Annotated in this window: 25 protein-coding genes and 1 rRNA gene; 10 read left to right on the top strand and 16 right to left on the bottom strand. The window is 71.4% G+C overall.

What is annotated here, in order from left to right; translation table 11 throughout:
• Together rrf and AB0G32_RS00010 are read left to right on the top strand one after the other, a co-directional pair.
• A 5S ribosomal RNA gene (gene rrf / locus AB0G32_RS00005) occupies positions 1-86 on the top strand; the annotation flags it as partial.
• Positions 87-198: 112 nt separating this feature from the next.
• The gene (locus AB0G32_RS00010) at positions 199-768 is read left to right on the top strand and encodes a GNAT family N-acetyltransferase (protein WP_361155864.1); all 570 of its coding nucleotides are present in this window, start codon (positions 199-201) and stop codon (positions 766-768) included.
• 1 nt (position 769) lies between these two features.
• Here AB0G32_RS00010 and AB0G32_RS00015 read toward each other — a convergent pair whose 3' ends face one another.
• From AB0G32_RS00015 to AB0G32_RS00040, 6 genes are all read right to left on the bottom strand, one after another.
• A complete protein-coding gene (locus tag AB0G32_RS00015) occupies positions 770-2,200 on the bottom strand; it encodes a type IV secretory system conjugative DNA transfer family protein (RefSeq protein WP_361155866.1) in 1,431 nt (476 codons plus the stop codon).
• Positions 2,201-2,215: 15 nt separating this feature from the next.
• A complete protein-coding gene (locus tag AB0G32_RS00020) occupies positions 2,216-3,628 on the bottom strand; it encodes an ATP-binding protein (protein ID WP_361155868.1) in 1,413 nt (470 codons plus the stop codon).
• A gap of 12 nt (positions 3,629-3,640) precedes the next feature.
• Positions 3,641-5,200, bottom strand: a complete 1,560-nt coding sequence (locus AB0G32_RS00025) for an SCO6880 family protein (RefSeq protein ID WP_361155871.1) — start codon at positions 5,198-5,200, stop codon at positions 3,641-3,643.
• Complete coding sequence (locus AB0G32_RS00030) at positions 5,197-6,528, bottom strand: hypothetical protein (RefSeq protein ID WP_361155873.1); 1,332 nt, start codon at positions 6,526-6,528, stop codon at positions 5,197-5,199. Before AB0G32_RS00030 ends, AB0G32_RS00025 begins: the two co-directional genes overlap by 4 nt.
• Positions 6,518-7,318 (bottom strand): hypothetical protein, encoded by an 801-nt coding sequence (locus AB0G32_RS00035; protein WP_361155875.1) that lies wholly within the window; start codon positions 7,316-7,318, stop codon positions 6,518-6,520. Before AB0G32_RS00035 ends, AB0G32_RS00030 begins: the two co-directional genes overlap by 11 nt.
• Positions 7,319-7,542: 224 nt before the next feature.
• Entirely contained in the window at positions 7,543-7,851 is a 309-nt protein-coding gene (locus tag AB0G32_RS00040; protein WP_190204669.1) for a hypothetical protein, read from the bottom strand.
• 558 nt (positions 7,852-8,409) lie between these two features.
• Here AB0G32_RS00040 and AB0G32_RS00045 point away from each other — a divergent pair.
• On the top strand, positions 8,410-9,354 hold the full coding sequence (locus AB0G32_RS00045; protein ID WP_361157099.1) for an NlpC/P60 family protein: 945 nt from the start codon (positions 8,410-8,412) through the stop codon (positions 9,352-9,354).
• A 222-nt stretch (positions 9,355-9,576) separates the two neighbouring features.
• Complete coding sequence (locus tag AB0G32_RS00050) at positions 9,577-10,293, top strand: phosphatase PAP2 family protein (RefSeq protein WP_361155877.1); 717 nt, start codon at positions 9,577-9,579, stop codon at positions 10,291-10,293.
• A gap of 20 nt (positions 10,294-10,313) precedes the next feature.
• Here AB0G32_RS00050 and AB0G32_RS00055 read toward each other — a convergent pair whose 3' ends face one another.
• Complete coding sequence (locus AB0G32_RS00055) at positions 10,314-11,855, bottom strand: FAD-binding oxidoreductase (RefSeq protein WP_361155880.1); 1,542 nt, start codon at positions 11,853-11,855, stop codon at positions 10,314-10,316.
• Positions 11,856-11,959: 104 nt separating this feature from the next.
• On the bottom strand, positions 11,960-12,139 hold the full coding sequence (locus tag AB0G32_RS00060) for a hypothetical protein (protein ID WP_361155882.1): 180 nt from the start codon (positions 12,137-12,139) through the stop codon (positions 11,960-11,962).
• A 76-nt stretch (positions 12,140-12,215) separates the two neighbouring features.
• On the opposite strand from AB0G32_RS00060, the gene AB0G32_RS00065 reads away from it, so the two are divergent.
• Together AB0G32_RS00065 and AB0G32_RS00070 are read left to right on the top strand one after the other, a co-directional pair.
• Positions 12,216-13,067 (top strand): hypothetical protein, encoded by an 852-nt coding sequence (locus AB0G32_RS00065; protein WP_361155883.1) that lies wholly within the window; start codon positions 12,216-12,218, stop codon positions 13,065-13,067.
• Positions 13,068-13,138: 71 nt separating this feature from the next.
• Entirely contained in the window at positions 13,139-13,324 is a 186-nt protein-coding gene (locus tag AB0G32_RS00070; RefSeq protein WP_361155885.1) for a hypothetical protein, read from the top strand.
• 5 nt (positions 13,325-13,329) lie between these two features.
• Here AB0G32_RS00070 and AB0G32_RS00075 read toward each other — a convergent pair whose 3' ends face one another.
• Complete coding sequence (locus tag AB0G32_RS00075) at positions 13,330-13,683, bottom strand: metal-sensitive transcriptional regulator (RefSeq protein WP_361155888.1); 354 nt, start codon at positions 13,681-13,683, stop codon at positions 13,330-13,332.
• A 217-nt stretch (positions 13,684-13,900) separates the two neighbouring features.
• Here AB0G32_RS00075 and AB0G32_RS00080 point away from each other — a divergent pair, with 217 nt between their 5' ends.
• The gene (locus AB0G32_RS00080; RefSeq protein ID WP_189421789.1) at positions 13,901-14,521 is read left to right on the top strand and encodes a DUF47 family protein; all 621 of its coding nucleotides are present in this window, start codon (positions 13,901-13,903) and stop codon (positions 14,519-14,521) included.
• Between the two features lie 9 nt (positions 14,522-14,530).
• Complete coding sequence (locus AB0G32_RS00085) at positions 14,531-15,529, top strand: inorganic phosphate transporter (RefSeq protein ID WP_361155891.1); 999 nt, start codon at positions 14,531-14,533, stop codon at positions 15,527-15,529.
• Positions 15,530-15,658: 129 nt separating this feature from the next.
• Here the strand turns inward: AB0G32_RS00085 and pstB are convergent, their stop codons facing one another.
• From pstB to AB0G32_RS00120, 7 genes are all read right to left on the bottom strand, one after another.
• Complete coding sequence (gene pstB, locus AB0G32_RS00090) at positions 15,659-16,435, bottom strand: phosphate ABC transporter ATP-binding protein PstB (protein WP_361155894.1); 777 nt, start codon at positions 16,433-16,435, stop codon at positions 15,659-15,661.
• A 36-nt stretch (positions 16,436-16,471) separates the two neighbouring features.
• Complete coding sequence (gene pstA, locus AB0G32_RS00095) at positions 16,472-17,539, bottom strand: phosphate ABC transporter permease PstA (RefSeq protein ID WP_361155896.1); 1,068 nt, start codon at positions 17,537-17,539, stop codon at positions 16,472-16,474.
• Entirely contained in the window at positions 17,536-18,540 is a 1,005-nt protein-coding gene (gene pstC, locus AB0G32_RS00100) for a phosphate ABC transporter permease subunit PstC (protein ID WP_361155898.1), read from the bottom strand. Before pstC ends, pstA begins: the two co-directional genes overlap by 4 nt.
• Positions 18,541-18,677: 137 nt before the next feature.
• A complete protein-coding gene (gene pstS / locus AB0G32_RS00105) occupies positions 18,678-19,802 on the bottom strand; it encodes a phosphate ABC transporter substrate-binding protein PstS (RefSeq protein ID WP_361155900.1) in 1,125 nt (374 codons plus the stop codon).
• 259 nt (positions 19,803-20,061) lie between these two features.
• Positions 20,062-20,502: an NUDIX hydrolase gene (locus AB0G32_RS00110; RefSeq protein WP_361155902.1), complete on the bottom strand. Its 441-nt coding sequence runs from the start codon at positions 20,500-20,502 to the stop codon at positions 20,062-20,064.
• Between the two features lie 113 nt (positions 20,503-20,615).
• Positions 20,616-21,608: a CHAD domain-containing protein gene (locus tag AB0G32_RS00115; protein WP_361157102.1), complete on the bottom strand. Its 993-nt coding sequence runs from the start codon at positions 21,606-21,608 to the stop codon at positions 20,616-20,618.
• 121 nt (positions 21,609-21,729) lie between these two features.
• Entirely contained in the window at positions 21,730-23,973 is a 2,244-nt protein-coding gene (locus AB0G32_RS00120; protein ID WP_361155905.1) for an RNA degradosome polyphosphate kinase, read from the bottom strand.
• 418 nt (positions 23,974-24,391) lie between these two features.
• Here AB0G32_RS00120 and AB0G32_RS00125 point away from each other — a divergent pair, with 418 nt between their 5' ends.
• Complete coding sequence (locus AB0G32_RS00125) at positions 24,392-24,934, top strand: RNA polymerase sigma factor (protein ID WP_361155907.1); 543 nt, start codon at positions 24,392-24,394, stop codon at positions 24,932-24,934.
• Positions 24,931-25,788 carry a zf-HC2 domain-containing protein gene (locus AB0G32_RS00130; RefSeq protein ID WP_361155909.1) on the top strand — a complete coding sequence of 286 codons (858 nt, stop codon included), beginning with the start codon at positions 24,931-24,933 and terminating at the stop codon, positions 25,786-25,788. Before AB0G32_RS00125 ends, AB0G32_RS00130 begins: the two co-directional genes overlap by 4 nt.
• The last annotated feature ends 16 nt before the right edge of the window (positions 25,789-25,804 follow it).

Below are 25,804 nucleotides of genomic sequence, written 5' to 3' on the forward strand. Positions count from 1 at the left end.
GTTACATTTCGAACCCGGAAGCTAAGCCTTACAGCGCCGATGGTACTGCAGGGGGGACCCTGTGGGAGAGTAGGACGCCGCCGAACAATTCTTATCAGGGAAACCCCCGCATCGTCAGATGCGGGGGTTTTCTGCGTTCAGGGCCGGCAGGCGTAAATGAGGTGAGGAAGGTCGGGCCGGGGTACTACCTTGACCGGCATGACTTCCTCGCCTCCTGGTGACTACCTGATCCGGCCGATCCGTGCCGACGAGTGGACGGCCGTGCGGGAGTTGGCCCTGCGCATGCTGCGGGACCCGGTCGCGCACATCGCGTTCCTGGACACGTATGAGGAGGCCGTGGCGCGGCCGGACGTCTTCTGGCAGGAGCGGGCCGCCGGGGGCGCGGAGGGCTCGGAGCGGGTGCGGCAGGTGATCGCCGAGGGGCCGGGCGGGGCATGGCTCGGGACGGTGACCGTGCTGATCGAGGAGCCCGGGACGACGGACTGGGCCGGCTGTCCCGTGGAGCGCCGGCAGGGGCATGTCGTCGGGGTGTATGTGCGGCCCGAGTGGCGGGGGAGCGGGCTGACCAAGGCGCTGTTCGCCGCCGGCCTGGAGTGGGCCTGGCAGCGCCAGGTGGAGCGGATGCGGCTCTACGTGCACCAGGACAACGGGCGGGCCCAGGGGCTGTACCGCAAACTCGGGTTCATGCCGAGCGGGCGGACGGTGACCCTGCCGACGGACGCCGCGGGGAAGTGCGAGCTGGAGTACGTGCTCGACGAACGGGGCTGAGTCAGACCGGCAGTTCGTCGTGCGGCCAGCGGGCGCGGGCCTGCTCGCGGGAGCGGAGCAGGGCCAGCGTGGGCAGGCCCCGGTCCGCACCGGTGGCCAGCAGCTCCGGCAGCTGGGGGAGCGGGGCCACCGCGGCGACGTCGTCGAGGACGAGTGTCAATGGTGGGTCGAGCCGACCGGAGGATGACCGTTCGGCCATGCGCCGGCCGTGCTCGACCACGCTGGAGACGAGGGCCGTCAGGAGCGGCATCGCGCCCGGGGATGTCCTGGGGTCCTCGATGGGTTCACCTACCACGTAAAGCGTTCCCCCTTCCTGGATGAAGGAATCCAGGGCGAGGGTGTCATTTCGGTGCGGGGTGCAGCTCTCCCGGATGTTGAGGGTGGAGAGGGCGGCCAGCGCACGGGTGATCAACTGGTGGGCCATGTCGCGGCGTTCGGGGTGGGCGGTGAGGGCCGCTTCGAGTTCGCCGGCCGCGCCGGGAGCCGTTCTGGGATTGGTGCGGAGGATGCGTACGGCGTCCTGGACCTGGGTGCCCTGGGACCAGCGGTGGACGTGGCGGACGGTGCGGGTGTCCACGGCGGCGGCGTGCAGGTAGCTGCGCAGGAGGGTGACCGCGGTGTCGGTGATCGCCTGGTCCAGGCGGGCGGTGGGGCGTACGGGGGCCAGCAGGGCGGTGGCTCTGGCGGTGGCTGTTTCCTTTTCCTCGCAGCCGGTGGTGGGGGACCAGTGGAGGCGGTCCGGGGTGTCGCAGCGGTGGCTGGGGTCGTAGAGGTGGACGGGGCCGAGTTTGGCCCGGGCGTCCTTTGTCTCCTGCCAGAGGGCGGGGTTCGAGGTGAGGACGAGGGCGGGGCCCTCGGCGTCGGTGAGCGTTTCGGTCGCGGTGGTGTGGTGGGTTTCGCGGGGTGCGTAGTGGACCGCGCCCTCGGGGCGGCTTGTCTCCCACCCACCCCCACCCAGCCGTTTGCCCTCGGCCGCGGAGGTGCGGGGCTCGGGCGCGGCTTGGGTCTCCGGCAGCGGCGCCCTTGGGGTGGGGACCTCGTACGGCGGCGGTGGGGTTTCCCGCCTGCGCTGCCGCACCGCCCGCCATCTCGCCAGGGTGCCAAGGACGAAGACGGTGAGGACCACCAGGATCATCAGCTGGCCGATGAACAGGCCCCAGAACAGGCCGTAGCCGGACAGGGCGGCGGCGGGGATGCCGGGCCAGGCGCCGGGGAGGTCGTGCGGGTGGGCGATCAGGTGCCGCATGGCCAGCGGGGTGTGGGTGAAGGTGAGGCCGCCGGGCCAGGCGCCGTGCGCGAACAGGGCGGACAGGCCGGTCGCCGTCCACACCAGCACGGTCATGCCGAGGAGGAAGCCGAGGAGGCCGAGCAGCAGCCCGTCGGGGATGCCGCCGCCGCTGTGGCCGTCCGTCCGCCGGTCGTCCGGTCTCATCGGTTCGTTCCCCTTCTACGCCACCGTCGATTCGGACGAGTCGCCGAGGTGCTGTTCCACGAAGGCCGCCGCCCGTTCCTCGGCCTCCAGTTCGGCGGCGCGCAGGGCGTCGTCGGCGAAGTCGGCGGAGGACTGGGTCATCGCGCGGTCGGTGAAGACCAGGGGGCGTTCGGTCTCGGTGATCAGGTGTTTGACGACCTGCACATTGCCGTTGACGTCCCAGACGGCGATGCCGGGAGTCAGGGTCGGGATGATCTCCACCGCCCAGCGGGGGAGGCCCAGGACACGGCCGGTGGCGCGCGCCTCGTCGGCCTTCTGCGCGTAGATCGTCCTGGTCGAGGCCATCTTCAGGATCGCGGCCGCTTCCTTCGCCGCCGCGCCGTCCACCACGTCGGAGAGGTGGTGGACGACCGCGACGAAGGACAGCCCGAGCCGGCGGCCGAACTTCAGCAGGCGCTGGAAGAGCTGGGCCACGAACGGGCTGTTGATGATGTGCCAGGCTTCCTCGACCAGGAAGATGCGCTTCTTGCGGTCGGGGCGGATCCAGGTGTGCTCCAGCCACACGCCGACGATCGCCATCAGGATCGGCATGGCGATGGAGTTGCGGTCGATGTGGGAGAGGTCGAAGACGATCAGCGGGGCGTCCAGGTCGATGCCGACCGTGGTCGGGCCGTCGAACATGCCGCGCAGGTCGCCGTCGACCAGGCGGTCCAGGACCAGGGCGACGTCCAGGCCCCAGGCGCGTACGTCGTCTATGGCGACGTTCATCGCCTCGGCCGACTCGGGCTCGGGGTGGCGGAGCTGTTCGACGATGTCGGTGAGGACGGGCTGGCGTTCGACGATCGTCTCGTTGACGTAGGCGTGCGCGACCTTCAGGGCGAAGCCGGCGCGTTCGTCCAGGCCGTGGCCGAGGGCCACCTCGATGATCGTGCGCAGCAGGGCCAGCTGGCCGGTGGTGGTGATGGCCGGGTCGAGCGGGTTGAGGCGGATGCCGAGGTCCAGGGCGGCCGTCGGGTCCAGCCGGATGGGCGTTATGCCCAGCTCCTCGGCGATGAGGTTCCACTCGCCGACGCCGTCCTCGCCCTGCGCGTCCAGCACGACGACCTGGCGGTCCTTGAAGCGGAGCTGGCGCATGACGTACGTCTTCTCCAGCGCGGACTTGCCGTTGCCCGACTCGCCCAGGACCAGCCAGTGCGGGGCCGGCAGCTGCTGGCCGTAGAGCTGGAAGGGGTCGTAGATGTAGCCCTTGCCGGAGTAGACCTCGCGGCCGATGATCACGCCGGAGTCGCCGAGGCCGGGGGCGGCGGTGGGGAGGTAGACGGCCTGGGCCTGGCCCGTGGAGGTGCGGACCGGCAGGCGGGTCGTCTCCACCTTCCCGAACAGGAAGGACGTGAAGGCCTCGGTGAGGATGGTCAGCGGATCCCGCATCAGGCTCAGCCCCTACCTTCGGATGCCGGTGGCGAACGGAAGCGTGTTCACGAAGGCGCGATGGTGCTCGCGGTCGCACCACTCCAGTTTCAGGTACGACTTGCCGGCCGACGCCCTTATCGTCCGCTTGTCGCGGGCCAGGGCCTCGGGGTTGCGGGAGGAGACGGTGATGTAGCCGACCAGGTTGACGCCGGCCGCGCCGCTGGCCAGGTCCTCGCCGCGCTGGTCCAGGCGGTCGTGGGCGGCCATGTCGCGCGGGTCGACGGTGCGGTTCATCTTGGCGGCGCGGGACTGCTCGGCCACGTCGTTGGTCTTCTCGGTCAGCATGCGCTCGATGGCGACCTCGGTGGGTTCGAGGTCCATGGTGACGGCGACCGTGCGGATGACGTCCGGGGTGTGCACGAGGAGCGGGGCGAGGAAGTTGACGCCGACCGGGGTCATCGGCCACTCCTTCACCCAGGCGGTGGCGTGGCACCAGGGGGCGCGGGTGACCGACTCGCGGGTCTTGGCCTGGAGGTAGGTGGGCTCCATGGCGTCCAGTTCGGCCGGCCAGGCGTTGCGCTTGGTCATCGCCTGGATGTGGTCGATGGGGTGGTCCGGGTCGTACATGGAGTGGACCAGGGAGGCGAGCCGGCCCTGGCCGAGCGGCTGGCGGACCCGGATGTCGGCCTCCTGGAGGCGCGAGCAGATGTCGGTCAGCTCGCGGGCCATGACCACCGCCAGACCGGCGTCGCGGTCCAGCTTGCGGCCGCCGTGCGGGCGGGAGGCGCGGGCCATCGCGTTGGCCTCGGCGGCCAGTTCGCGGGTGAAGTGCATGCAGGCGACCAGGTAGGCGCGGTGCTGCTCGCTGCTCGTGGAGACCATCGACTGGAGCTGGTCGTAGGACTGCTGGAGCCAGGGCGGGGACTTCTCGTCGCCGCGCTGGGAGACGTCCTTGGCGTGCGCGTCGGGGTCGGCGGGCAGGGTGCGGGCGAGCATCTGGAGGCGGGTGACGAAGCCGTCGCCGTTGGCCACGTGCTTGAGCAGCGTGCCGAACCGGTCGACCAGGGCCTCCTGGTCCTCGGAGTCGCGCAGGCCGACGCCGGGGCCCTCGATCTCGATGGCGGCGGTGACCGTCTTGCGGTCGGCGTGCAGCAGTACGGCGATCTCGTCGGGGCCGAAGGGGGCGGCCAGCCAGGTGATGCGGCCGATGCCGGGCGGCGGGCCGACCTCGACCTCGCGGCCGTCGATGCGGGTGCCGGCCTCGACGGCGCCGGAACGGTAGGTGGTGCCGGTGCGCAGGGTGCGCTTGTAGCTGCGGTTGATCTCGAACCACTTGTAGAAGGTGCGGTGCTTGTACGGCACGTAGACCGCGGCCAGCGCGAGCATGGGGAAACCGGCGAGCAGCACGATGCGCAGGGCGAGGACGGGGACCAGCAGCCCGCACATCATGCCGAGGAAGGCGCCCACCACGATCAGCGCGATCTCGCCGGTCTCGCGGTTGCGGCCGACGATCGCGTTCGGCCGGGCGCGGCCGATCAGATACGTACGGCGGGGCGTGACCGGATGGGACACGTGGGACTCGGTCGTCAACGCCCGTCACCTCCTGTGCTCTTGCTGTTGCGGGTGTTGCCGGCGTGGGGGGAGTTCAGCGGGTTGCCGGAGCGCGGCGCGGGGGCGGCGGAGGGGACGTTTCCGCCGCCGCCCGAGGGGCGGGTGCTGTGCGCGGCGACGCCGCCGGAGGCGGGGTTGGACGGGCGGGCGGCGGCGGACTGGCCGCCGCCCCCGTCGCCGTTGTGCCGGGTGCTGTGGGTCTTGATGCCCTGGGCGACGAGGGTGGCGGGGCTGCTGATCACGGCGGCGGCCTTGTTCTCGGCGCCCTGCATCAGACGGTTGTTGCGGGAGCCGGCGATCTCGTCGCCGAAGCCGGGGACGAAGCGGTAGATCATCGCGGAGGCGAAGATGGCCAGCAGGATGATGGCGAGGCCGGAGACGACGGCGGAGAAGGCGTCCGGTCCGTCGTCGGCGGAGAGCGCGCCGGCCAGGCCGAGGACGATCACGATGACCGGTTTGACCAGGATCACGGCGATCATGATCCCGGCCCAGCGGCGGACGTGGCCCCACAGGTTCTTGTCGACCAGGCCGGCGTAGACCACGGTGCCGAGCAGGGCGCCGACGTAGAGCAGGGCGGCGCGGATGACCAGTTCCAGCCACAGGACGCCGGCCGCGAGGATGGAGACCAGGGAGACCACGATCAGCATGATCGGGCCGCCGCCGATGTCCTCGCCCTTCTCCAGGGCGCCGGAGAAGGTGCCGAAGAACGTGTCCGTCTGGTCGCCGGTGGCCTTGGCGAGGACCTCGGTGACGCCGTCGGTGGCGGAGACGACGGTGTAGAGGATCAGCGGCGTGAAGGCGGAGGCGAGGACGGTCAGCCAGAGGAAGCCGACCGCCTCGGACAGCGCGGTGGCCAGCGGGACGCCGCGCACGGCGCGCTTGGCGACCGCCAGCAGCCACAGCACCAGGGTGAGGATGGTGGAGGCGGCGAAGACGACGGCGTACTGCTGGAGGAACTTGGGGTTGGTGAAGTCGACGTTGGCGGTGTCCTTCACCGCCTCGCTGAGCTTGTCCACGGTCCAGGCGGCGGCCTCGGCGCAGCCCTTGGCGAGGGAGGAGAGGGGGTCGGCGGTGCTGTCGACGGACGGGGTGGTGCCGTCGGTGATGCCGTTGCCCTGCTCGCAGAGGTCCTTCGCCTCGCCGGAGATGTTGCTGCAGTCGAACGACGACGACGGCGAGGGGCTGCCGCTCGGTGAGGGGTCGGGGGTGGGCGCGGCGACGGCTCGCGTCGCCAGCAGGACGACAGCGGTCTGTACGGCCGTCAGCGCTCCGGCCAGCTTGAGTGCACGACGCGGGTTACCGGGCATACGTGAACCCTCCGTACTCCTCGATGGCCTTGCTGATCTCTTCGGACGTGGCGGCCCGGTCGTCGCCGGGGACCGGGGCGGGGCCGTCTTTCTGTGTGTCCTTGACGATCTTCCAGTCGCCGTCGGTCCAGCGCAGGTCGGCCGTCCAGGTGTGCCACGTCGTGGTGACGGGGAGGGTGGACTTCTCGCCGGCCATGCCCAGCAGGCCCATGGACCAGACGGAGACCTTGGCGTCGGTGGCGGTGTAGCTCTCGACGGTGGCGCCCAGCGGAGTCGTCCGGGAGACGAAGGTGCTGCCCTCGGGGGCCCCGCCGTCGGCGTCCAGTCCCAGCTTGGCGAGGAACGCGGCCGAGTACGCCGCGTCCATCGGGCCCTTGAGTTCGGCCGCCGCGGCCGGTGTGTACAGCGCGTCGACGATCTCGTGCCGGGTGTCCTTGGCGAACATGCCGGCGGAGCCGAGGGTCACCGCGTAGTTGGCCGCGGCGCTCTGCGCGCCCTGTTCGTCGTGGGCGAAGCCGGCGCCGACCGGCTGGTTCCCGGTCGGGGCGGTCGCCGAGGTCTTGGGCTTGTCGGCGGATTCCGCCGAGGTCGCGGAACCGTCTGGGCCACGGTTCGCGAAGGCGATCGCGGCGATCAGGGCGACCACCACGCCGACCACCGTGACCAGGCTCCGGGAGGAGGACCGGCCGCCTCTGCGCGGGGCGCCGTACGGGTCGCCGTCGCCCTCGGGCAGCCGGGTGCGGGTGCCGCCGTAATCGCCCAAGGCTCGCTGGTCGTCTCCGAGACTCATGCCGCGTACGCCCCCTCGACGTCGTGGGTGACCTCGTGCCCGTACCCCGTGCCGTAGTAGTACGACGGTAGCCGCGCTGGTTGCCGCGCGGGCGCGGTGTGGTGACTCGACATCAGGGTGACGCAACCTCAGCCGGGGGGCACGACGGGCGGGTGGTGGTTGGGGAGGAAGGAAACGGGAGGCCGGCGGGCCCGTGGCGGCGGGCTTCTCGGACCGGAGGCCGGCTACACGGCCATGCCGTAGACGATGGTGAACAGCGTGCCGAGCGATCCGATGATGAAGACGCCCGTCAGACCGGCGATGATCAGGCCCTTGCCCTGCTCGGCGCTGAAGGTGTCGCGCAGCGCGGTGGCGCCGATGCGCTGCTTGGCGGCGCCCCAGATGGCGATGCCGAGGCAGAGCAGGATGGCGACCGCCATGACGACCTGGACCATCGTCTTCGCCTCGGTCCCCAGCGCACCGAAGGGGCCCCAGTCCGGAGCGATCCCGCCGATGATGGTGTTGATGTCTCCCTTGTCGGCCGCAAAGAGCATGTAAGTCACCGCCCCTGGTGGGTAGTTCCGCATCCTCTGCGGTCGTGCAGAGGTCAAGCCTCATTGTCGCCGACAATGCCGCTGTCGTATGTCGACTTGGCGTCATTGATTGGCGGGTTTCGTACGAATACCTTGCCACCGGTTCACGCCGGGCGCTCACGCAGGCGCGGGGTCCGAGGGCAAGGCATCACATGGTGACTCTGTGTATCACGGCAGGTCACGCCGGGCAATCAGGCTGAAGCGGAACCTGTCGTGTGGTTTCGTCGTTAGGCCCTCCTACGGTCCGTCAGGTCCACGGGTTGGCCGGGCCGTCGGGCGAGTGGGTGAGCGGGTTCACTCGTTCCGTGGGCGAAGGCTACCTCTGTTGTGTGAGGGCCTTCGGTGCGGAGGGCGGGGGACCGGCGGTCTGTCAAGACGTCAGGTCGGTCGGTTCAAGGCTGAATAACGCCACTCTTGCGGGAAGGAGTGCTGAACAGCGGCTGGGTGGGGCAAGGTTGAGCCGTGCGAAAAGTGTGGGTGCTCGGTGGTGCGGCGGTCGGTCTCGGGACCGGCTTCGTCATGCTGCTCGTGGTCGGCGTGTACATGGTCGCCGGGAATCTGGCCAACGGCGTGAGCGGCGGCACGAAGAATCTGGCCAAGGGGTCGGTGCCCGCCGCGTACGAGGGGATGGTGGCCAAGGCGGGCCGGCTCTGCGACGCCATCAACCCGGCACTGCTCGCCGCGCAGCTCTACCAGGAGAGCGGCTTCAACCCCAAGGCGCAGAGCGCGGCGGCGGCGCAGGGGATGGCGCAGTTCATTCCCAGCACCTGGGCGGTGCACGGGGTGGACGGGGACGGGGACGGGGACCGGGACGTGTGGGACCCGGCCGACGCGATCGCGTCGGCGGCCGCCTACGACTGCTCGCTCGCGTCGTACGTGAAGTCCGTTGCCGGGAACTTGACCGAAAACATGCTGGCCGCCTACAACGCCGGTCCTGACGCGGTGATCCGCTACCGGGGCGTCCCGCCGTACGCGGAGACCCAGAACTACGTCAAGACGATCACCACGCTCGCGGAGAGCTTCGCGGCGCCCGAGACCCGGGTCGACCCCTCCGAGCAGGCCGCCGGCGCCATCACCTACGCCCAGGGCAAGCTCGGCACGCCGTATCTCTGGGGCGGCACCGGCACCGCTGACCAGGGCGGACGCTTCGACTGCTCGGGTCTGACGCAGGCCGCCTACGAGTCGGTGGGGATCACCCTGCCCCGGGTCGCCAACGACCAGTACAACGCGGGACCGCACCCCGCCCGGGACGAGCTGCTCCCCGGCGATCTGGTGTTCTTCTCGGACGACCTGACCAATTCCCGCGCAATCCGGCATGTCGGGATCTATGTCGGCGGCGGCTACATGATCGATGCGCCGCGTACGGGTGCCGTGATCCGGTTCGACCCGATCGACACCCCGGACTACTTCGGTGCCACCCGGGTGACCGAGGATGGCGCGAAAGCGCTCCCCGGCAACGCCTGAACCGAGCGTGAACCCCTCCCCTGAGCTGCGGTGATGAGTCTCTCTTCGATAACGTCTGCGTGATCATTCGGTGGAGTGTGGAACGGAACAACGGGGGCCGTGCGTTCCTGTTGGCGTAGGTGTGCGAACCGGCGGACGCCCAGCGGATCTACAACCACGGGGGTGGCAGGGGCGGCGCGCGCAAGGACGCGCCGAAGAACATGACGAAGGGGCCGCAGCACCATGGCTGGACTCGCCGAATCCGGGTCGAACCCCGACGTCGACCTGCTCTACGACATCAACGGCCTGGCCAAGGACGCGCCGCACTGGTTCGACCGGATCATGGAGTTCGTCGGCGAGTACGGGCTGCTGTTCGCCATCGTCGCGCTGGTCCTGTGGTGCTGGTGGGGCGTGCGGCGGCGGGGTGGCGAGGACGCGGCCCCGGCGGTGGCCGCGCTGGCCTGGGCACCGCTCGCGGCCGGCATCGCGGTCCTGGTCAACGTGCCGATCCGGGGGTTCGTGGAGCGGCCCCGGCCGTTCAAGGACCACCAGGGCCTGGACGTCCTCGTCGACGGCAAGAACGACTTCTCCTTCGTCAGCGACCACGCCACCCTGCTGATGGCGATGGCCATCGCGCTCTTCGTGACCCGCCGCAAGTTCGGCGTCGTCGCCATCGTGCTGGCGCTGCTCGGCGGGCTCTGCCGGGTCTACATGGGCGTGCACTACCCGACCGACGTGGTCGGCGGCTTCGCGCTGGGCACCGCGGTGGCGCTGCTGCTGTCGCCGGTCGCCATGGCCCTGCTGACCCCGCTGGCCCGGGCGATCGAGCGCTCCCCGCGCGCCGGGTGGCTGATCAGCGCGCGGGGGCGAGCCGCGCACGGGGGACGGGACGCGGTGATCCCGGGCGCCCGCGCCGAGCGGGAGCCGGCCGAGGCGGGCGAGCGGGACCTCGCCGCGTAGCCCGCTGCAGGGCCTGCCCGCTACATGGCCTGCGGGAAGGTGAACAGGCGGTCCGGGTCGTAGCGCTGCTTCACCTTCGCCAGCCGGGGCGCGGCGGCCCCGTAGTACGCCGTCCGCCAGTCCGTCAGCTCCGGGTCGGTGTAGTTCTGGTAGGCGGCGCCCGAGGCGTGCGGCCGCATGGCGCGGTGCGCGGCCCGCAGCCAGGACCGGCCGGTGGCGCCGCTCTCGCCGGCCGGCCAGGCGACCAGGTACTGGGCGAGCAGCCGGGAGCGGCGGTGCACGAAGGCGGTGGCCGTCGGGGCGACCCGGTTGACCGCCCCGCCGAGCGCGGTGAGCGCGACGCTGCCGGTGCCGCCGCGCACCGAGCGCAGCCGCGCCAGCAGGGTCTGGATGCCGGCCGCCGACAGCGAGCGGTCGAAGAAGTCCGAGCGGGCCGCGTACGTCTCCCGCTCCAGGGCGCCGTCCGGGGAGCGGCCCGGGACCGTGCCGGGCAGCCGGCACCGGGTGCCCTGGGAGAAGGCCGCGCAGCCGGCGTACGCGTCCATCGTCTCCTGGTAGGTGTGCCGGTTCAGGGTGACGCCGCTCGCCGGGGCGCCGATCCGGTCGGCGAGGCGGTCGACGGCGTTCTGGAGTCCGCCGTAGCCGCCGAGCGAGAAGGCGGAGACGGAGACGGTGGGCGGGCCGCCGGCCGCGCTGTCCAGGTGCAGTGACGACCAGATCTCGTCGGGCTGGTCCGGCCCCCACTCCTGCCAGGCGCCGACCACCGCCGCGGCCCGCTGCCAGGGCCAGGTCAGATACGCGGTGACGCCCCGGGCCGCCGGGTGGGTACGGAACCGCAGCTCGGTCACGACGCCGAAGTTGCCGTTGCCGGCGCCGCGCAGCGCCCAGAACAGGTCGCGGTGGTCGTCGGCGGTCGCGGTGAGCAGGGTGCCGTCGGCCGTGACCAGCGTCGCGCCGGTCAGGCTGTCGCAGGTCAGGCCGTAGGCGCGGGAGACGACACCGTGGCCGCCGCCGAGCGCGAGGCCGCCGATGCCGACGGTGGGGCAGGAACCGGCCGGGACGGTGACGCCCTTGGCGGCCAGCCCGCGGTAGACGTCGATCAGCCGGGCCCCGGCACCGACGACGGCCTCGTCGCCGAAGGCGCGCACCCCGTCGAGCCGCGACACGTCGACGATCAGCCGGCCGTCGCCGGAGGACCAGCCCGCGTAGGAGTGGCCGCCGCCCCGGATCGCCGGGCGGACCCCGTGGGCGCGGGCGTAGGCCAGGGCGGTGCGGATGTCGTCGGCGTGGGCGACGTAGGCGACGGCGGCGGGCCGCAGGGTGTCGAAGCGGGTGTTGTAGAGCTGCCGGGCGGGTGCCCAGCCGGCGTCGCCGGGGCGGATCAGGGTGCCGTCGAGGGAGCGGGCGAGGGCGGTCCAGTCGGCGGGGGCGGACGCGCGGGCGGAGCCGCTCGCCGGTGAGCGGCTGTTCTTGCCGTCGCCCGCGCCGCCGTCGCCCGTGCCGTCGTCGCCCGCACCGCCGCCCGCGCCGCCGCCGGTGTCGCAGGCGGCCGTCGTCGCCACCGTCGCCGTCAGGCCGGCGCCCGCGGCGCCGCCGAGGAAAGTAGCCGGTCCATGTGGAACGAGACGGGCGGCGGGGGCCGGAGGTTCCGGTGGGGGCCGGCCGGTCAGGGGCCGGCGTGCTCGCGGGCGTCGGTTCTGGCCAGACTTCTGGCCCGGCGGGCCGGGCCGCGCCAGCCGCAGGAGCAGCGGGCCGAGCAGAACGGGCCCTGCTCGACCGTCGTAGTGGTGTGTTCCGGAAGGTCCGGGAGGTCCCGGGGAGCGTCAAGACCGTCCTGCTGTGCCACGGCGACCACGTTACCGGGGTCGGCCGGGCGTCGTTAGGCCAGCCGACGGGTGGCCCGGGACGAGGGTGGGCAGGCGATGACCAGGCGGCAGGGACAGCACCGGCGGCTGGGCGCGGCGGGCGCCGCGGCCTGCCTCGCGCTGAGCGCCGGCGGCTGCTCCGACACCGCCGCCGTGGCGCCCGGGGCCCGCTCCGGCGACCCGGTCCGGACGCTGCGCGGCGCCGCCGACCGGCTGACGGCCGCGGGCAGCGCCAAGGCCCGTACGTCGATGCAGATGGCCAGCGGCGGCACCCGGGTCACCATCCGCGGCGAGGGCGTCTACGACTTCGCCGGGCGGCGCGGGCGGCTGAAGGTCCTGCTGCCCGAGGACCCGGCGGGCAGCAGCGACCGGCGCCCGATCACCGAACTGCTGACCCCCGGCGCGCTCTTCATGAAGAACCGGGGCGCCGGCGTCCCGGCCGACAAATGGGTCCGGGTCGAGACGGCGACGCTGGCCGACGGCAACCTGGTGACCGGCGGCGCCACCGATCCGCTCGCCGCCGCTGAGGTGCTGCGCGGCACCCGAAAGGCGCGGTACGTCGGACGGACGGCGGTCGCCGGGACCCCGGTGTCGCACTACCGGGGCACCGCCGACCTGGCATGGGCCGCCGCGCGGGCCACCGGCGGTGCCCGGACCTCGCTGCGCGCGGCGGCGAAAGGGTTCGCCAGCGCCCGGGTGCCGTTCGACGTCTACCTCGACGACCGGGGCCGGGTCCGCAAGCTCCGGCACCGGTTCGATTTCGCCAACAGCCGGCGGGCCGGCCCGGTCGCCGTGGCCTCGACGACCCTCCTCTACGACTTCGGCGTCCCCGTCGCCGTACGTCTGCCGGACGCGGACGACATCTACACCGGCAAGATCGCCGAGGAGCCCGCTGTCAAGGAGGACTAGCCCGTCCGTGCCATGCGCGGTGGGTGAAGCGCTCCCTACTCTAGGAAGCCGGTACTGGCAGAGACGAGGTGATGCGCGTGGCTCCGGTCGGCGGTACGGCGGTTCAGGACCACGTGGCCCTCGCCGAGATCGAACTGTGCGGGGACCTGATCATCGCCGCGTCGGCGGCGCGGGACCGGCTCAGTCCGGAGAGCATCGACGAGGTGCTGCGGGTGGCCGAGGAACGGGAACGCGCCAGGCGGGCCACCGGGAGCTGACCGCCTCAGGTGCGCAGCAGCCGCCCGATCGCCTTGGTCGCCTCCGCCACCTTGGCGTCGATCTCGGTGCCGCCCTTGAGGGCCGCGTCCGCGACGCAGTGGCGCAGGTGCTCCTCCAGCAGCTGGAGGGCGAAGGACTGGAGGGCCTTGGTGGAGGCGGAGACCTGGGTGAGTATGTCGATGCAGTAGACGTCCTCGTCGACCATCCGCTGCAGGCCCCGGATCTGGCCCTCGATCCGGCGCAGCCGCTTGAGGTGCTCGTCCTTCTGCTTGTGGTAGCCGTGCACCCCGCGGTCGTGGTCCGTGACCACGTCGGTCCCGGTGGCGGGCGCTGCGGCGCCGGCCTCTGTGGTCGTCATCGCGTCCTCCTGTGAGACAGCTCGCCGAGATATACCCCGGGTGGGTATATGGTAACGAATTTCACTGGGTATAGGGCCCTTGGCGGACAGGCCCCGAGTCGCCCCCCTGCTCATCACTGTGCCTGATGGGCGACACTGGGGGACGGCCCGTTAGCCGTGGCCGGATGATGCGCCTAGCATCAGCCTGACCGAAACCGATGCATACCGAGGACCCCACGTGCGCTTTCGTCTGACCCCCAGGGAGACGAGCTTCTACGACATGTTCGCCGCGTCCGCGGACAACATCGTCACGGGCTCGAAACTCCTGATGGAACTGCTCGGGGCGGACGCATCCGCCCGGGCCGAGATCGCAGAGCGTATGCGGGCCGCGGAACACGCCGGTGACGACGCGACGCACGCGATCTTCCACCAGCTGAACTCCTCGTTCATCACCCCGTTCGACCGTGAGGACATCTACACCCTCGCGTCGTCCCTCGACGACATCATGGACTTCATGGAGGAGGCCGTCGACCTCGTCGTCCTCTACAACGTGGAGGAGCTGCCCAAGGGCGTCGAGCAGCAGATCGAGGTGCTGGCCCGGGCCGCCGAGCTGACCGCCGAGGCGATGCCCAACCTGCGCACGATGGACAACCTCACCGAGTACTGGATCGAGGTCAACCGGCTGGAGAACCAGGCCGACCAGATCCACCGCAAGCTGCTCGCCCACCTCTTCAACGGCAAGTACGACGCGATCGAAGTGCTGAAGCTGAAGCAGATCGTGGACGTCCTGGAGGAAGCGGCCGACGCATTCGAGCACGTGGCGAACACGGTGGAGACCATCGCGGTCAAGGAGTCCTGAGCCCACGTCATGGACACCTTCGCTTTGATCGTGACCGTCGCGGTCGCGCTCTTCTTCACCTACACCAACGGCTTCCACGACTCGGCCAACGCGATCGCGACGTCCGTGTCGACCCGGGCGCTGACGCCCCGCGCGGCGCTCGCGATGGCCGCCGTGATGAACCTGGCCGGCGCGTTCCTCGGCTCCGGGGTCGCCAAGACGGTCAGCGAGGGGCTGATCGAGACGCCCGAGGGCTCGACGGGGATGGGCATCCTCTTCGCCGCGCTGATCGGGGCGATCGTCTGGAACCTCGTCACCTGGTACTTCGGCCTGCCCTCGTCCTCCTCGCACGCGCTGTTCGGCGGGATGGTGGGCGCGGCGCTGGCGGGCGGTACGAAGGTGTACTGGGGCGGCGTCGTCGACAAGATCATCCTGCCGATGTTCATCTCGCCGGTGGTCGGTCTGGTCGTCGGCTACCTGGTCATGACGGCGATCATGTGGCTGTTCCGGAAGTCCAACCCGCACAAGGCGAAGCGGGGTTTCCGGATCGCGCAGACGGTGTCGGCGGCGGGCATGGCGCTCGGGCACGGCCTCCAGGACGCGCAGAAGACGATGGGCATCGTGGTGATGGCGCTGGTCATCGCCGACGTCGAGGACTACGGCGACGCGATTCCGGTCTGGGTGAAGATCGTCTGCGCGCTGATGCTGTCGCTGGGCACGTATGCCGGCGGCTGGCGGATCATGCGGACGCTGGGGCGGAAGATCATCGAGCTGGATCCGCCGCAGGGGTTCGCGGCGGAGACGACCGGCGCGTCGATCATGTTCGCCACGTCGTTCCTCTTCCACGCGCCGATCTCCACGACGCATGTCATCACCTCGTCGATCATGGGTGTGGGAGCGACGAAGCGGGTGAACGCCGTGCGGTGGGGGGTCGCCAAGAACATCGTCCTGGGGTGGTTCATCACGATGCCGGCGGCCGCGGTGGTGGCCGCGGTGTCGTTCTGGATCGTTCGACTGGCGGTGCTCTGACGGGGGCCGGCGCCTCGGCTGTGTGTACCCGCGCCCAAGACAATGGGCCCGCCCCCGGGAGCCGGGGGCGGGCCCTTTCCTCGTGGTGGCACCGCCATGCAGCACCACGAGGAGTCGGAGAGGGCAGGCTCAGCCGAAGCGGCCGGAGATGTAGTCCTCCGTGGCCTGCACCGACGGGTTGGCGAAGATCCGCTCCGTCTCGTCGATCTCGATGAGCTTGCCGGGCTGCCCGACGGCCGCCAGGTTGAAGAACGCCGTGCGGTCCGAGACCCGGGCCGCCTGCTGCATGTTGTGCGTCACGATGACGATCGTGAAGCGCTCCTTCAGCTCCCCGATCAGGTCCTCGATGGCGAGGGTGGAGATCGGGTCCAGGGCCGAGCAGGGCTCGTCCATCAGCAGGACGTTCGGCTCGACCGCGATCGCGCGGGCGATGCACAGCCGCTGCTGCTGGCCGCCGGAGAGACCGGAGCCCGGCTTGTTGAGGCGGTCCTTCACCTCGTTCCAGAGGTTCGCGCCCTTCAGCGACTTCTCGACCACGTCGTCCATCTCGGACTTCTTGTACCGGCCGTTGAGCTTCAGGCCCGCCGCCACGTTGTCGTAGACGGACATGGTCGGGAACGGGTTCGGGCGCTGGAAGACCATGCCGACCTCGCGCCGCACCGCCACCGGGTCGATCCCGGGACCGTACAGGTTCTCGTCGTCGAGCATGACCTTGCCGTCGACCCGGCCACCGGGGGTGACCTCGTGCATGCGGTTGAGCGTGCGGAGGAACGTGGACTTGCCGCAGCCGGACGGGCCGATGAAGGCCGTCACGGAACGGGGCTCGACCGTCATCGAGATGTCCTCGATGGCCAGGAAGGAGCCGTAGTAGGCGTTGAGGCCGCTGACATCGATGCGCTTGGCCATGTGAATCACTGCTTCTTTCGGGTCGGGTCGAGGGCCTTAGCGACCGGTCTTGGGAGCCTTCCAGCGGGCGATGCCGCGGGCCACCAGGTTGAGGATCATGATGAACGCGATGAGCGTCAGGGCCGCCGCCCAGGCACGGTCGTACGCCGCGCCCTGGCCGCCGCTGTTGGTGAACTGGAGGTAGATGTACATCGGCAGCGACGCCTGCGGGTCCTTGAAGGGGTTGCTGTTGATGAAGTTCGAACCCCACACCAGCAGCAGCACCGGAGCCGTCTCACCGGCGATGCGGGCCACGGCCAGCATGATGCCGGTGGTGATGCCGCCGATGGAGGTCGGCAGGACCACCTTCAGGATCGTGCGCCACTTCGGGATGCCCAGCGCCAGCGACGCCTCGCGCAGCTCGTTCGGGACGAGCTTCAGCATCTCCTCGGTCGAGCGGACCACGACCGGGATCATCAGGATGGTCAGCGCCATCGAACCGGCGAAGCCGGAGTAGCCCATGTCCAGGATCAGGATCCACAGGCTGAGGATGAACAGACCCGCGACGATCGACGGGATGCCCGTCATCACGTCGACGAAGAAGGTGACCGCCTTGGCGAGCCGGCCCCGGCCGTACTCGACCAGGTAGACCGCGGTCAGCACACCGATCGGCACCGAGATCACGGTGGCCAGGCCGACCTGCTCCAGGGAGCCGAGGATGGCGTGGTAGATGCCGCCGCCGGGCTCGGTGTCGGCGACCACGCCCATCGAGTGGCTGAGGAAGTACCCGTCGAGGACCTTGACGCCGCGCTTGACGGTCGTCCAGACCAGGGACAGCAGCGGGATCACGGCCAGTACGAAGGCGACCCAGACCAGGCTGGTCGCCACCCGGTCCTTGGCCTGCCGGCGGCCCTCGACCCTGGCCGAGATGCCGTAGGAGCCGGCCACGAAGAGGACCGCCGCGATCAGCGCCCACTGGATGGAGCTGTCCAGGCCGGCCGCGAAGCTGATGCCGATGCCCAGCAGGACCGCGCCCGCGGCCACCGCCCACGCGAACCACTTCGGCAGGGTCGCGCCCTTGAGCGAACTGGGCGGGCGGTTGTCGGTGAGAGTCGCGTTGCTCATGCGTTGGCCCCCGAGTACTCCTTGCGGCGGGCGATGATCAGGCGGGCCGCGCCGTTGACCAGCAGGGTGATCACGAAGAGCACCAGACCGGACGCGATCAGCGCGTCCCGGCCCATCTCGGTCGCCTCGTTGAACTTGCTGGCGATGTTCTGGGCGAACGTGCCGCCGCCCGGGTCGAGCAGGCTGGCGGTGATGTCGAAGCTCGGCGACAGCACCATCGCGACGGCCATCGTCTCGCCGAGCGCGCGGCCGAGGCCCAGCATCGAGGCGGAGATGACGCCGGAGCGGCCGAACGGCAGCACCGACATCCGGATGACCTCCCAGCGCGTGGCGCCGAGGGCGAGGGCCGCCTCCTCGTGCATCTGCGGAACCTGCCGGAAGACCTCACGGCTCACGTTGGTGATGATCGGCAGGATCATGATCGCGAGCAGGATGCCGACGGTGAGCAGCGAGCGCGGGGCGCCGCCGTTCCACTGAAGGATGCCGGTCCAGCCGAGGTAGGTGTCCAGCCAGCCGTAGAGGCCGTTGAGATGCGGTACGAGGACCAGGGCGCCCCACAGGCCGTAGACGATGGACGGCACGGCGGCGAGCAGGTCGATCACGTAGGCGATCGTGCCGCCGAGCTTGCGCGGGGCGTAGTGGGTGATGAACAGCGCGATGCCGACCGCGACCGGGACCGCGATGGCCATGGCGATCACCGACGACACGACGGTGCCGAAGGCGAGGACCGCGATGCCGAACTGCGGCGGCACGCCGCTGGGGTTCCAGTCGAAGCTGGTGAAGAAGTTGGCCTCGTCCTTGCTGATCGCGATCACGGCGCGGTAGGTCAGGAACGCCGCGATGGCGGCCATCAGGACCAGGACGAAGATGCCGGAGCCGCGCGAGAGGCCGAGGAAGATCCGGTCTCCGGGGCGGGTGGCGCCGCGGGCGGCGCGCTTGGCGTCGGCCTCGGTCGGCTGCGGAGTTGGTGGGGCTGCGGGATTCTGTGTCGATATGTCCATCGGGTTCTCCGGTCTGCGGAGCCGTCGTGGGGGACGGCCCGGACGGAGCCGCCCGCGTCTCGGGGGCTCCTGGCGGCGGTGCACCGGACGGTGCGGTCAAGTCCTCCGGCGGACCGGGGAACCTGACCGCACTCGGGTCAGCTCAGGCCCGAGATGGTCTCGCGGACCTTGGTGATGATCTCGTCGGGCATCGGGGCGTAGCCGGCGTCCGCCAGCAGGCCCTGACCGTCCTCGGAGGCGATGTAGTTCAGGAAGGACTTGGTGGCCGGGAGGGTCTCGGCCTTGTTGCCCTTGTCGCAGACGATCTCGTACGTCACCAGGGTGATCGGGTACGCGCCGTCGGCGGAGGGGGTGTAGTCCAGCTCCAGCGCGAGGTCCTTGCCGGTGCCGACGACCTTGGCGGCGCCGATGGCGGCGGTCGCGTTCTCGACGGTGGCCTTGACCGGCTCGGCGGCCTCGGTCTTGATGTCGACCGTGGAGATGTCCTTGGCGTAGGACAGCTCGAAGTAGGAGATGGCGCCGGAGGTCTGCGTGACCTGCTGCGCGAGGCCGGAGGAGCCCGAGGCGGACTGGCCGCCCTTGGCCTCCCAGGACTTGCCCGGCTCGTAGCTCCAGTCGTCGGGCGCGGCGGCCTTCAGGTACTTGGTGAAGTTGTCCGTGGTGCCGGACTCGTCCGAGCGGTGGAACGCCTGGATCTTCAGGTCGGGAAGCTTCGCGTCGGGGTTGAGCTTGGCGATCGCGTCGTCGTTCCAGTTGGTGATCTTGCTGTCGAAGATCTGCGCGAGGGTGGCCGCGTCCAGGGTGAGCGAGTCGACGCCCGGGACGTTGAAGGCCACCGCGATCGGGCCGCCGACCATCGGCAGGTCGATGCCCTGGCCGCTGGAGCAGACCTTCTTGGAGGCCGTGATCTCCTCGGGCTTCAGCGCGGAGTCCGAACCGGCGAACGCGGTCTGGCCCTGGGTGAACGCCGTGACACCGGCGCCCGAACCCGTGGGGTTGTAGTTGATCTGCACGCTCTTGCACGCCGCGGCGAACTGCTTCACCCAGGCGTCGATCGCGTTCTTCTGGGCGGACGAGCCGGACGCCTGGAGCTGGCCCGAGGCGTCGCCGCAGTCGATGCTGTTGGCCTGGGTGGTGGCCGACGCGTCGCCGCTGCCGGTGTCACCGGTGTCGTCGGAGCCGCACGCCGTGAGGGCCAGGGCGCCGGAGACGGCGAGAGCACCGAGAGCGAGGGCCCGCCGGTTCTTGCGCTGAAGCTTCACTTGAGGAATTTCCTTCCTGAGGCCGCCGTCCTGATCCGGCGGCGTGCGAAAGCTGGGTTGCTGCTGGTGATGAAGACTGGGCGATACGGACGCGTTTTCTAGGTGCGACCCGTATCGGGTAAGGCCGAAATTAGGCAGAACAGGTGAAGGCGCCGATGGCCGTAAATGAACGTGGGGTGAACCCCTGGGGACGGTGCGGTGAGGTCACGGAACGCTTACGTCGAGGACACGGGGTGATTCCGGCGGGCTGTCGCGACGACTATGGCAGGCGGGCCGTGGTCAGCAGGGCGTCGACCAGGGTGCGGTCCCTCGGTCGAGTGAGCCGGGCCCGGGCGGCGTCGGGGGTCAGCCACCGGACCCGGTCGACCTCGTCGTTCGGACGGAACGCGCCGGAGACGGCCTCGGCGGCCCAGTAGCGCACCTGCTTGAGGCGGCCGTCGGCCAGGTAGCGCACGGTGGGCAGTTCCGGGCCCGGCGCGGCGGTGTGCCCGGTCTCCTCGGCGACCTCGCGCAGGGCGCCGGCGAGGGCGTCCTCGCCGCGCTTCAGCTTTCCCTTGGGGTGGGACCAGTCGTCGTACTTCGGCCGGTGGACGAGACAGATCTCGATGTCCGCCGGGTGGGCGGCGGGGTCCGGCCGGGGCGTGCGGCGCCACAGGACGCAGCCGGCTGCCAGCACCGTGCGGTCGTCCGGGCTGCTCACGGGGGCCTCCCCTGCGGTGCTCGTCTGTGGTGTTCGGCTGCGGTGCTCGGCTGCGGTGCTCGTCTGTGGTGTTCGGCTGCGGTGTTCGTCCGGGTGTTCGTCTGCGGTGCCTTTTACAGGGTGGCGGCCGGTTCCTTGCGCCAGCAGTGCTGGAACGCGTACCTCGCCGCCTCCACCTCATGCCGCTGGTCGGCGTGGAGCACGCCCAGCGCGTACGCCGTCGCCGGGGCGATCCGCGGGGTGCGGGCCGCCTGCGCGGCCGCGGCGGCGGCCTCGGCGGCGTCCCGGTGCCGGTCCAGGGCCTCGCCGGCGGCGAGCAGGCGGACACCGACGGGGGTGTCGTCGCCGACGACGGCCTCACGGGCGTAGCGGTGCAGCCGCAGCAGCAGGCGGACCTGGTGCCAAGGGGTGTCCTGCGGGTGCGGCGACGGGTCCGGGGACAGGCCGTGGATCAGGGCCGCCGCGTTGTACGGGCTGCCGGCGGTGACCAGCGGCAGCGCGGCCACGGCGTCGGTGAGCCGGTCCTCGGCGGCGGCGGCCAGCGGGCGCAGGTCGGCGCCGGCCGCGCCGGCGGCCAGCGGGACGTCGCTGGCCAGCACGGCGACCTTGTCGGCGACGGCGTGGAAGCGGCTGCTGCCGAGGGCTTGCAGCGCCGTGGAGTGGGCCCGGGTACGGGCCAGGGTCAGCTGGCGGTCCAGCAGGGCGCCGGCCTTCGCGGCGCCCACCGTGAGGGCACCGCGGTCGGGAGCGCCCCGGTCCGCGGACTGCTGGGCGGGCAGGCCGGGCGGCGGCGGGTCCGGATAGCCGGGAGAGACCGGGGAGGCCGAGCCGGACAGCCGGTGCAGGGCCTGGAGCAGGCGGTCCAGCCGGGATGCGTACGCGTGTTCGAGCGCCAGTGTGCCGGACAGCCAGGCCAGCTCCGGGCGGATGGCCTCCGACCAGTCGCCGTCCAGCAGCGTCTGGAAGGTGTGCAGGCTGCCGCTGATGCGGCGGGCCGCGCGGCGCAGGGCGCGGGGCGCGTCGGTGCCGTCCCCGACGGGGGCGCCGGCGCCGTTCTCCCGGTGCAGGCGCAGGGCGCGGAGGAACTCCGTGGCCTGGGCGCGCAGGTAGTGGGCGAGGGCGTCGGCGTCGGCGGTTACGGGGCCGGGTGCGGGTGCGGGTGCGGTGAGTGGTGCGGGTGCGTTGGGGTTCACTGGTGCCGCGTCCGGCTGGGACGGGTGCGTCGGTTCAAGGTGTCGCTGTGCCACGCCGGCGCCTCCGGGCGTCTATGAGCATCTCCTGGACGTTGCGCAGGGGGTGGCCGTCCGCGTCGGTCGCGTGCCGGGTCCACTCGCCGTCCGGGCCGAGGTGCCAGGACGCGGTGGTGTCGGACATGCCGGTTTCCAGCAGCCGGCACAGGGCCGCGCGGTGGGCCGGGTCGGTGACCCGGACCAGGGCCTCTATCCGGCGGTCGAGGTTGCGGTGCATCATGTCGGCGCTGCCGAACCACACCTCCGGCTCGCCGCCGTTGCCGAACGCGAAGACCCGGGAGTGCTCCAGGAACCGGCCGAGGACCGAGCGCACCCGGATGTTCTCCGACAGGCCGTCCACGCCGGGGCGCAGCGCGCAGATGCCGCGCACCCACACGTCGACCGGGACGCCCGCCTGACTGGCCCGGTAGCAGGCGTCGACGACGGCCTCGTCGACCATCGAGTTGACCTTGATGCGGACGTACGCGAGGCGGCCGGCGCGGTGGTGCTGGATCTCCTTGTGGATGCGGGAGACCAGGCCGTCGCGCAGCGACTTGGGGGCGACCAGGAGCCTGCGGTACGTCTCGCGGCGGGAGTAGCCGGAGAGGCGGTTGAACAGGTCCGAGAGGTCGGCGCCGACCTGCGGGTCCGCGGTGAGCAGGCCGAGGTCCTCGTAGAGGCGGGCCGTCTTCGGGTGGTAGTTGCCGGTGCCGACGTGGCTGTAGCGGCGGAGGGTCTCGCCCTCCTGGCGGACGACGAGCGAGAGCTTGCAGTGGGTTTTCAGGCCGACCAGGCCGTAGACGACGTGGCAGCCCGCCTCTTCCAGTTTGCGGGCCCACTTGATGTTGGCGTGCTCGTCGAAGCGGGCCTTGATCTCGACCAGGACCAGCACCTGCTTGCCGGCCTCGGCGGCGTCGATGAGCGCGTTGACTATGGGGGAGTCGCCGGAGGTGCGGTAGAGCGTCTGCTTGATGGCGAGGACGTCCGGGTCCTCGGCGGCCTGCTCCAGGAACGCCTGTACGGAGGTGGAGAAGGAGTCGTACGGGTGGTGCAGGAGGACGTCGCGGCCGCGCAGCGCGGCGAAGATGTCGGGGGCGGAGGCCGATTCGACTTCGGCCAGGTCGCGGTGGGTGCCGGCGACGAACTTCGGGTACTTCAGCTCCGGGCGGTCCAGGCTGTGGATGCGGAACAGGCCGGTGAGGTCGAGCGGGCCGGGGAGCGGGTAGACCTCGGCTTCGGTGATCTTGAGTTCGCGGACCAGGAGGTCCAGCACCTCGCGGTCGATGCTCTCCTCCACCTCCAGGCGGACCGGGGGGCCGAAGCGGCGCCGCATCAGTTCCTTCTCGAGGGCCTTGAGGAGGTTCTCCGCGTCGTCCTCCTCCACTTCGAGATCCTCGTTGCGGGTGACGCGGAAGGCGTGGCTCTCCAGGACCTCCATGCCCGGGAAGAGCTCTTCCAGGTGGGCGGCGATCACGTCCTCGATGGGGACGTAGCGGCCCGGGGACGCTTCGAGGAAGCGGGACAGCAGCGGGGGGACCTTCACACGGGCGAAGTGGCGGTGGCCGGTGACCGGGTTGCGGACGACGACCGCGAGGTTGAGGCTGAGGCCCGAGATGTAGGGGAAGGGGTGCGCCGGGTCGACCGCGAGCGGGGTGAGCACCGGGAAGATCTGGTGGCGGAAGAGGGTGAACAGGCGGGCCTGTTCCTTCTCGGCCAGTTCCTTCCAGCGGACCAGGTGGATGGCCTCGTCGGCCAGGGCCGGCTGGACGTCCTCCTGGAAGCAGGCCGCGTGCCGGGCCATGAGCTCGCGGGAGCGGGCCCAGATCATCTCCAGCACCTCGCGGGGCTGGAGGCCGGAGGCGGAGCGGGTGGCGACGCCGGTGGTGATACGGCGCTTGAGGCCCGCGACGCGGACCATGAAGAACTCGTCCAGGTTGCTGGCGAAGATCGCGAGGAAGTTGGCCCGCTCGAGGAGGGGGGTGTTCGGGTCCTCGGCGAGTTCCAGAACGCGTTCGTTGAACGCCAGCCAGCTGCGTTCGCGGTCGAGGAAGCGGCCCTGCGGGAGCGGGGAGCCGTCCGCCGCCCGGGCGTCCTCGGACTCCTCGTACGCGTCGAGGTCGGAGTCGATGTCCGGCTCCAGGTCGGAGACGGCGGCGGCCACCGTGTGCGGGCGGTGCGCGGCGATGGAGCCCACGGAGGGCTGCGTGTGCTTGACCTCTGCCTGGCTGTTCGGCTGGCTCATGAACCCATTCTTCCGCGCTGTCGGCGAGACAGGCGCGTCGGACGTCGCGGGTGGGAGCACGGGCTTCATTCGGTGAGCGTTGCAAGCTTGTCTGAATCGGTGGTTACGGGGAGATGGCGTGGGGGATAGCGGGGGGCGGCTTGGGGGTGCGGGGGGCGCCTCGCGGCGGGGTGGTGGGGCAGTGGGGCGGTGGGTGGCGGGGCGGTGGGTGGGTGGGTCGGGGCCGTGGGGGTACGGCGAGCCCGCCGCCGACGGACGCCCGGGTTGGGGGGAGGGGTTCTGTTCGTTGCGACCGCGTAAGCGGCGGGCTGCGCCGTACCCCCACGGCCCGCTCCCGTTGTCGGGCGGCCGCCCACCGGCCCGGGGGGCCCGGGGGGGCTTGTGAACCGGGTGAGGGGGCTTGTGCGATGAAAGGGGCGTGAGCGGAACGAGAAGCGACGGGGAGCTGTTGCGGGCCGTCGCGGGTGAGGGTGACCGGCGGGCCTTCGAGGAGCTGTACCGGCGGTACGCGCCGTGGCTGACGGCCCGGCTGCGGGGGCGCTGTGCCGATCCGGGGGTCGTCGACGACGTGGTGCAGGAGACCTTCCTCGCGGTGTGGCGCGGCAGCGCGCGGTACCGGGCGGACGGGGACGTCGCCGGGTGGCTGTGGCGGATCGGGTCGCGGCGGCTGATCGACGTGCTGCGGGGGGACGGGGCGCGGGGGCGGCTGCGGCAGGCGCTGGGGCGGCTGCGGCACCGGGAGGAGGTCTCGGCGGAGGAGCGGGTGCTCGCCGGGGTCGAGCACGGGGATCTGGCGGGTGCGCTGGTACGGCTCTCGCCCGAGCTGCGGGCGGTGCTCCAGGCGACGGTCGTCGACGGGCTGACCACCCGCGAGGCCGCCGTCCTGCTCGGTATTCCGCCGGGCACGGTCAAGACGCGGGCGATGCGGGCCCGCAAGCAACTGCGGGAGGCGCTGGCATGACGGCGGACATCGGTGACGGCGGCTGGCACGTGGGTGCGCAGGAGCTGCGGGCCTACGCGGGGGGTGGGCTGGTGGCTCCGGCGGTGTGGTCTGTCGACGCTCACCTGGCGGGCTGCGCGGTGTGCCGTGCGGCGCTCGCCGGGGTGGTCGATCCGGAGCGGGTCGAGGCGGGGTGGGAGCGGCTCGACGCCGAGCTGGACGCGCCGCGGGCCGGGTGGTTCGAGGGGCTGCTGGTGCGGGCGGGGGTGCCGGATCACACGGCTCGGCTGCTGGCGGCCACGCCCGGGCTGCGCGGGTCGTGGCTGGGGGCGGTGGCGGGCGTGCTGGTGATGTGCGTGGCGGTGGTGACGGCGGCCGGGTCGCCCGGCGGATCGCCCACCCTCTTCCTGGCACTGGCGCCGCTGCTGCCGCTGCTGGGCGTGGCGCTGTCGTACGGGCCCGCCCTCGACCCCACGTACGAGATCGCGGTGGTGGCGCCGCTGCACGGGTTCCGGCTGCTGATGATCCGTACGGTCGCCGTGCTGGGGGTGGGGGTCGCGCTGAACGGGCTGGCCACGCTCGCACTGCCCGGATACGGGCTGTCGGCGCTGGCCTGGCTGCTGCCCGCGCTGGCGCTGACCGGGGCCGGGCTGGCGCTGACGCCGCGGCTGGGGCCGGTGGTCGCGCCCTCGGTGGTCGGCGGGGGGTGGGTCGCGCTGCTGCTGGTCGCGAAGGCGGTACGGGAGTCCGGCGGCGCGCCGCTCGCGCCGTTCACGGCGGCCGGGCAGGGCGTGTGCGCCGTCGTCGCCGTGGCCGGGGCCGGGGTGCTGTTCCTGCTGCGGGACCGGTTCGACCGGTCGGCGGCTGTTCGTTGATTCGCCAATTGCTGTC

Origin of the sequence: Streptomyces sp. NPDC023723, assembly GCF_040639815.1 — a bacterium.
Lineage (GTDB): Bacteria > Actinomycetota > Actinomycetes > Streptomycetales > Streptomycetaceae > Streptomyces.

Coding starts and splice junctions, on each gene's coding strand:
- AB0G32_RS00010 (WP_361155864.1), top strand. CDS start 199: ATGACTTCCTCGCCTCCTGGTGACTACCTGATCCGGCCGATCCGTGCC.
- AB0G32_RS00015 (WP_361155866.1), bottom strand. CDS start 2,200: ATGAGACCGGACGACCGGCGGACGGACGGCCACAGCGGCGGCGGCATC.
- AB0G32_RS00020 (WP_361155868.1), bottom strand. CDS start 3,628: ATGCGGGATCCGCTGACCATCCTCACCGAGGCCTTCACGTCCTTCCTG.
- AB0G32_RS00030 (WP_361155873.1), bottom strand. CDS start 6,528: ATGCCCGGTAACCCGCGTCGTGCACTCAAGCTGGCCGGAGCGCTGACG.
- AB0G32_RS00035 (WP_361155875.1), bottom strand. CDS start 7,318: ATGAGTCTCGGAGACGACCAGCGAGCCTTGGGCGATTACGGCGGCACC.
- AB0G32_RS00040 (WP_190204669.1), bottom strand. CDS start 7,851: ATGCTCTTTGCGGCCGACAAGGGAGACATCAACACCATCATCGGCGGG.
- AB0G32_RS00045 (WP_361157099.1), top strand. CDS start 8,410: ATGCTGCTCGTGGTCGGCGTGTACATGGTCGCCGGGAATCTGGCCAAC.
- AB0G32_RS00050 (WP_361155877.1), top strand. CDS start 9,577: ATGGCTGGACTCGCCGAATCCGGGTCGAACCCCGACGTCGACCTGCTC.
- AB0G32_RS00065 (WP_361155883.1), top strand. CDS start 12,216: ATGACCAGGCGGCAGGGACAGCACCGGCGGCTGGGCGCGGCGGGCGCC.
- AB0G32_RS00070 (WP_361155885.1), top strand. CDS start 13,139: ATGCGCGTGGCTCCGGTCGGCGGTACGGCGGTTCAGGACCACGTGGCC.
- AB0G32_RS00075 (WP_361155888.1), bottom strand. CDS start 13,683: ATGACGACCACAGAGGCCGGCGCCGCAGCGCCCGCCACCGGGACCGAC.
- AB0G32_RS00085 (WP_361155891.1), top strand. CDS start 14,531: ATGGACACCTTCGCTTTGATCGTGACCGTCGCGGTCGCGCTCTTCTTC.
- pstB (WP_361155894.1), bottom strand. CDS start 16,435: ATGGCCAAGCGCATCGATGTCAGCGGCCTCAACGCCTACTACGGCTCC.
- pstA (WP_361155896.1), bottom strand. CDS start 17,539: ATGAGCAACGCGACTCTCACCGACAACCGCCCGCCCAGTTCGCTCAAG.
- pstC (WP_361155898.1), bottom strand. CDS start 18,540: ATGGACATATCGACACAGAATCCCGCAGCCCCACCAACTCCGCAGCCG.
- AB0G32_RS00120 (WP_361155905.1), bottom strand. CDS start 23,973: ATGAGCCAGCCGAACAGCCAGGCAGAGGTCAAGCACACGCAGCCCTCC.
- AB0G32_RS00130 (WP_361155909.1), top strand. CDS start 24,931: ATGACGGCGGACATCGGTGACGGCGGCTGGCACGTGGGTGCGCAGGAG.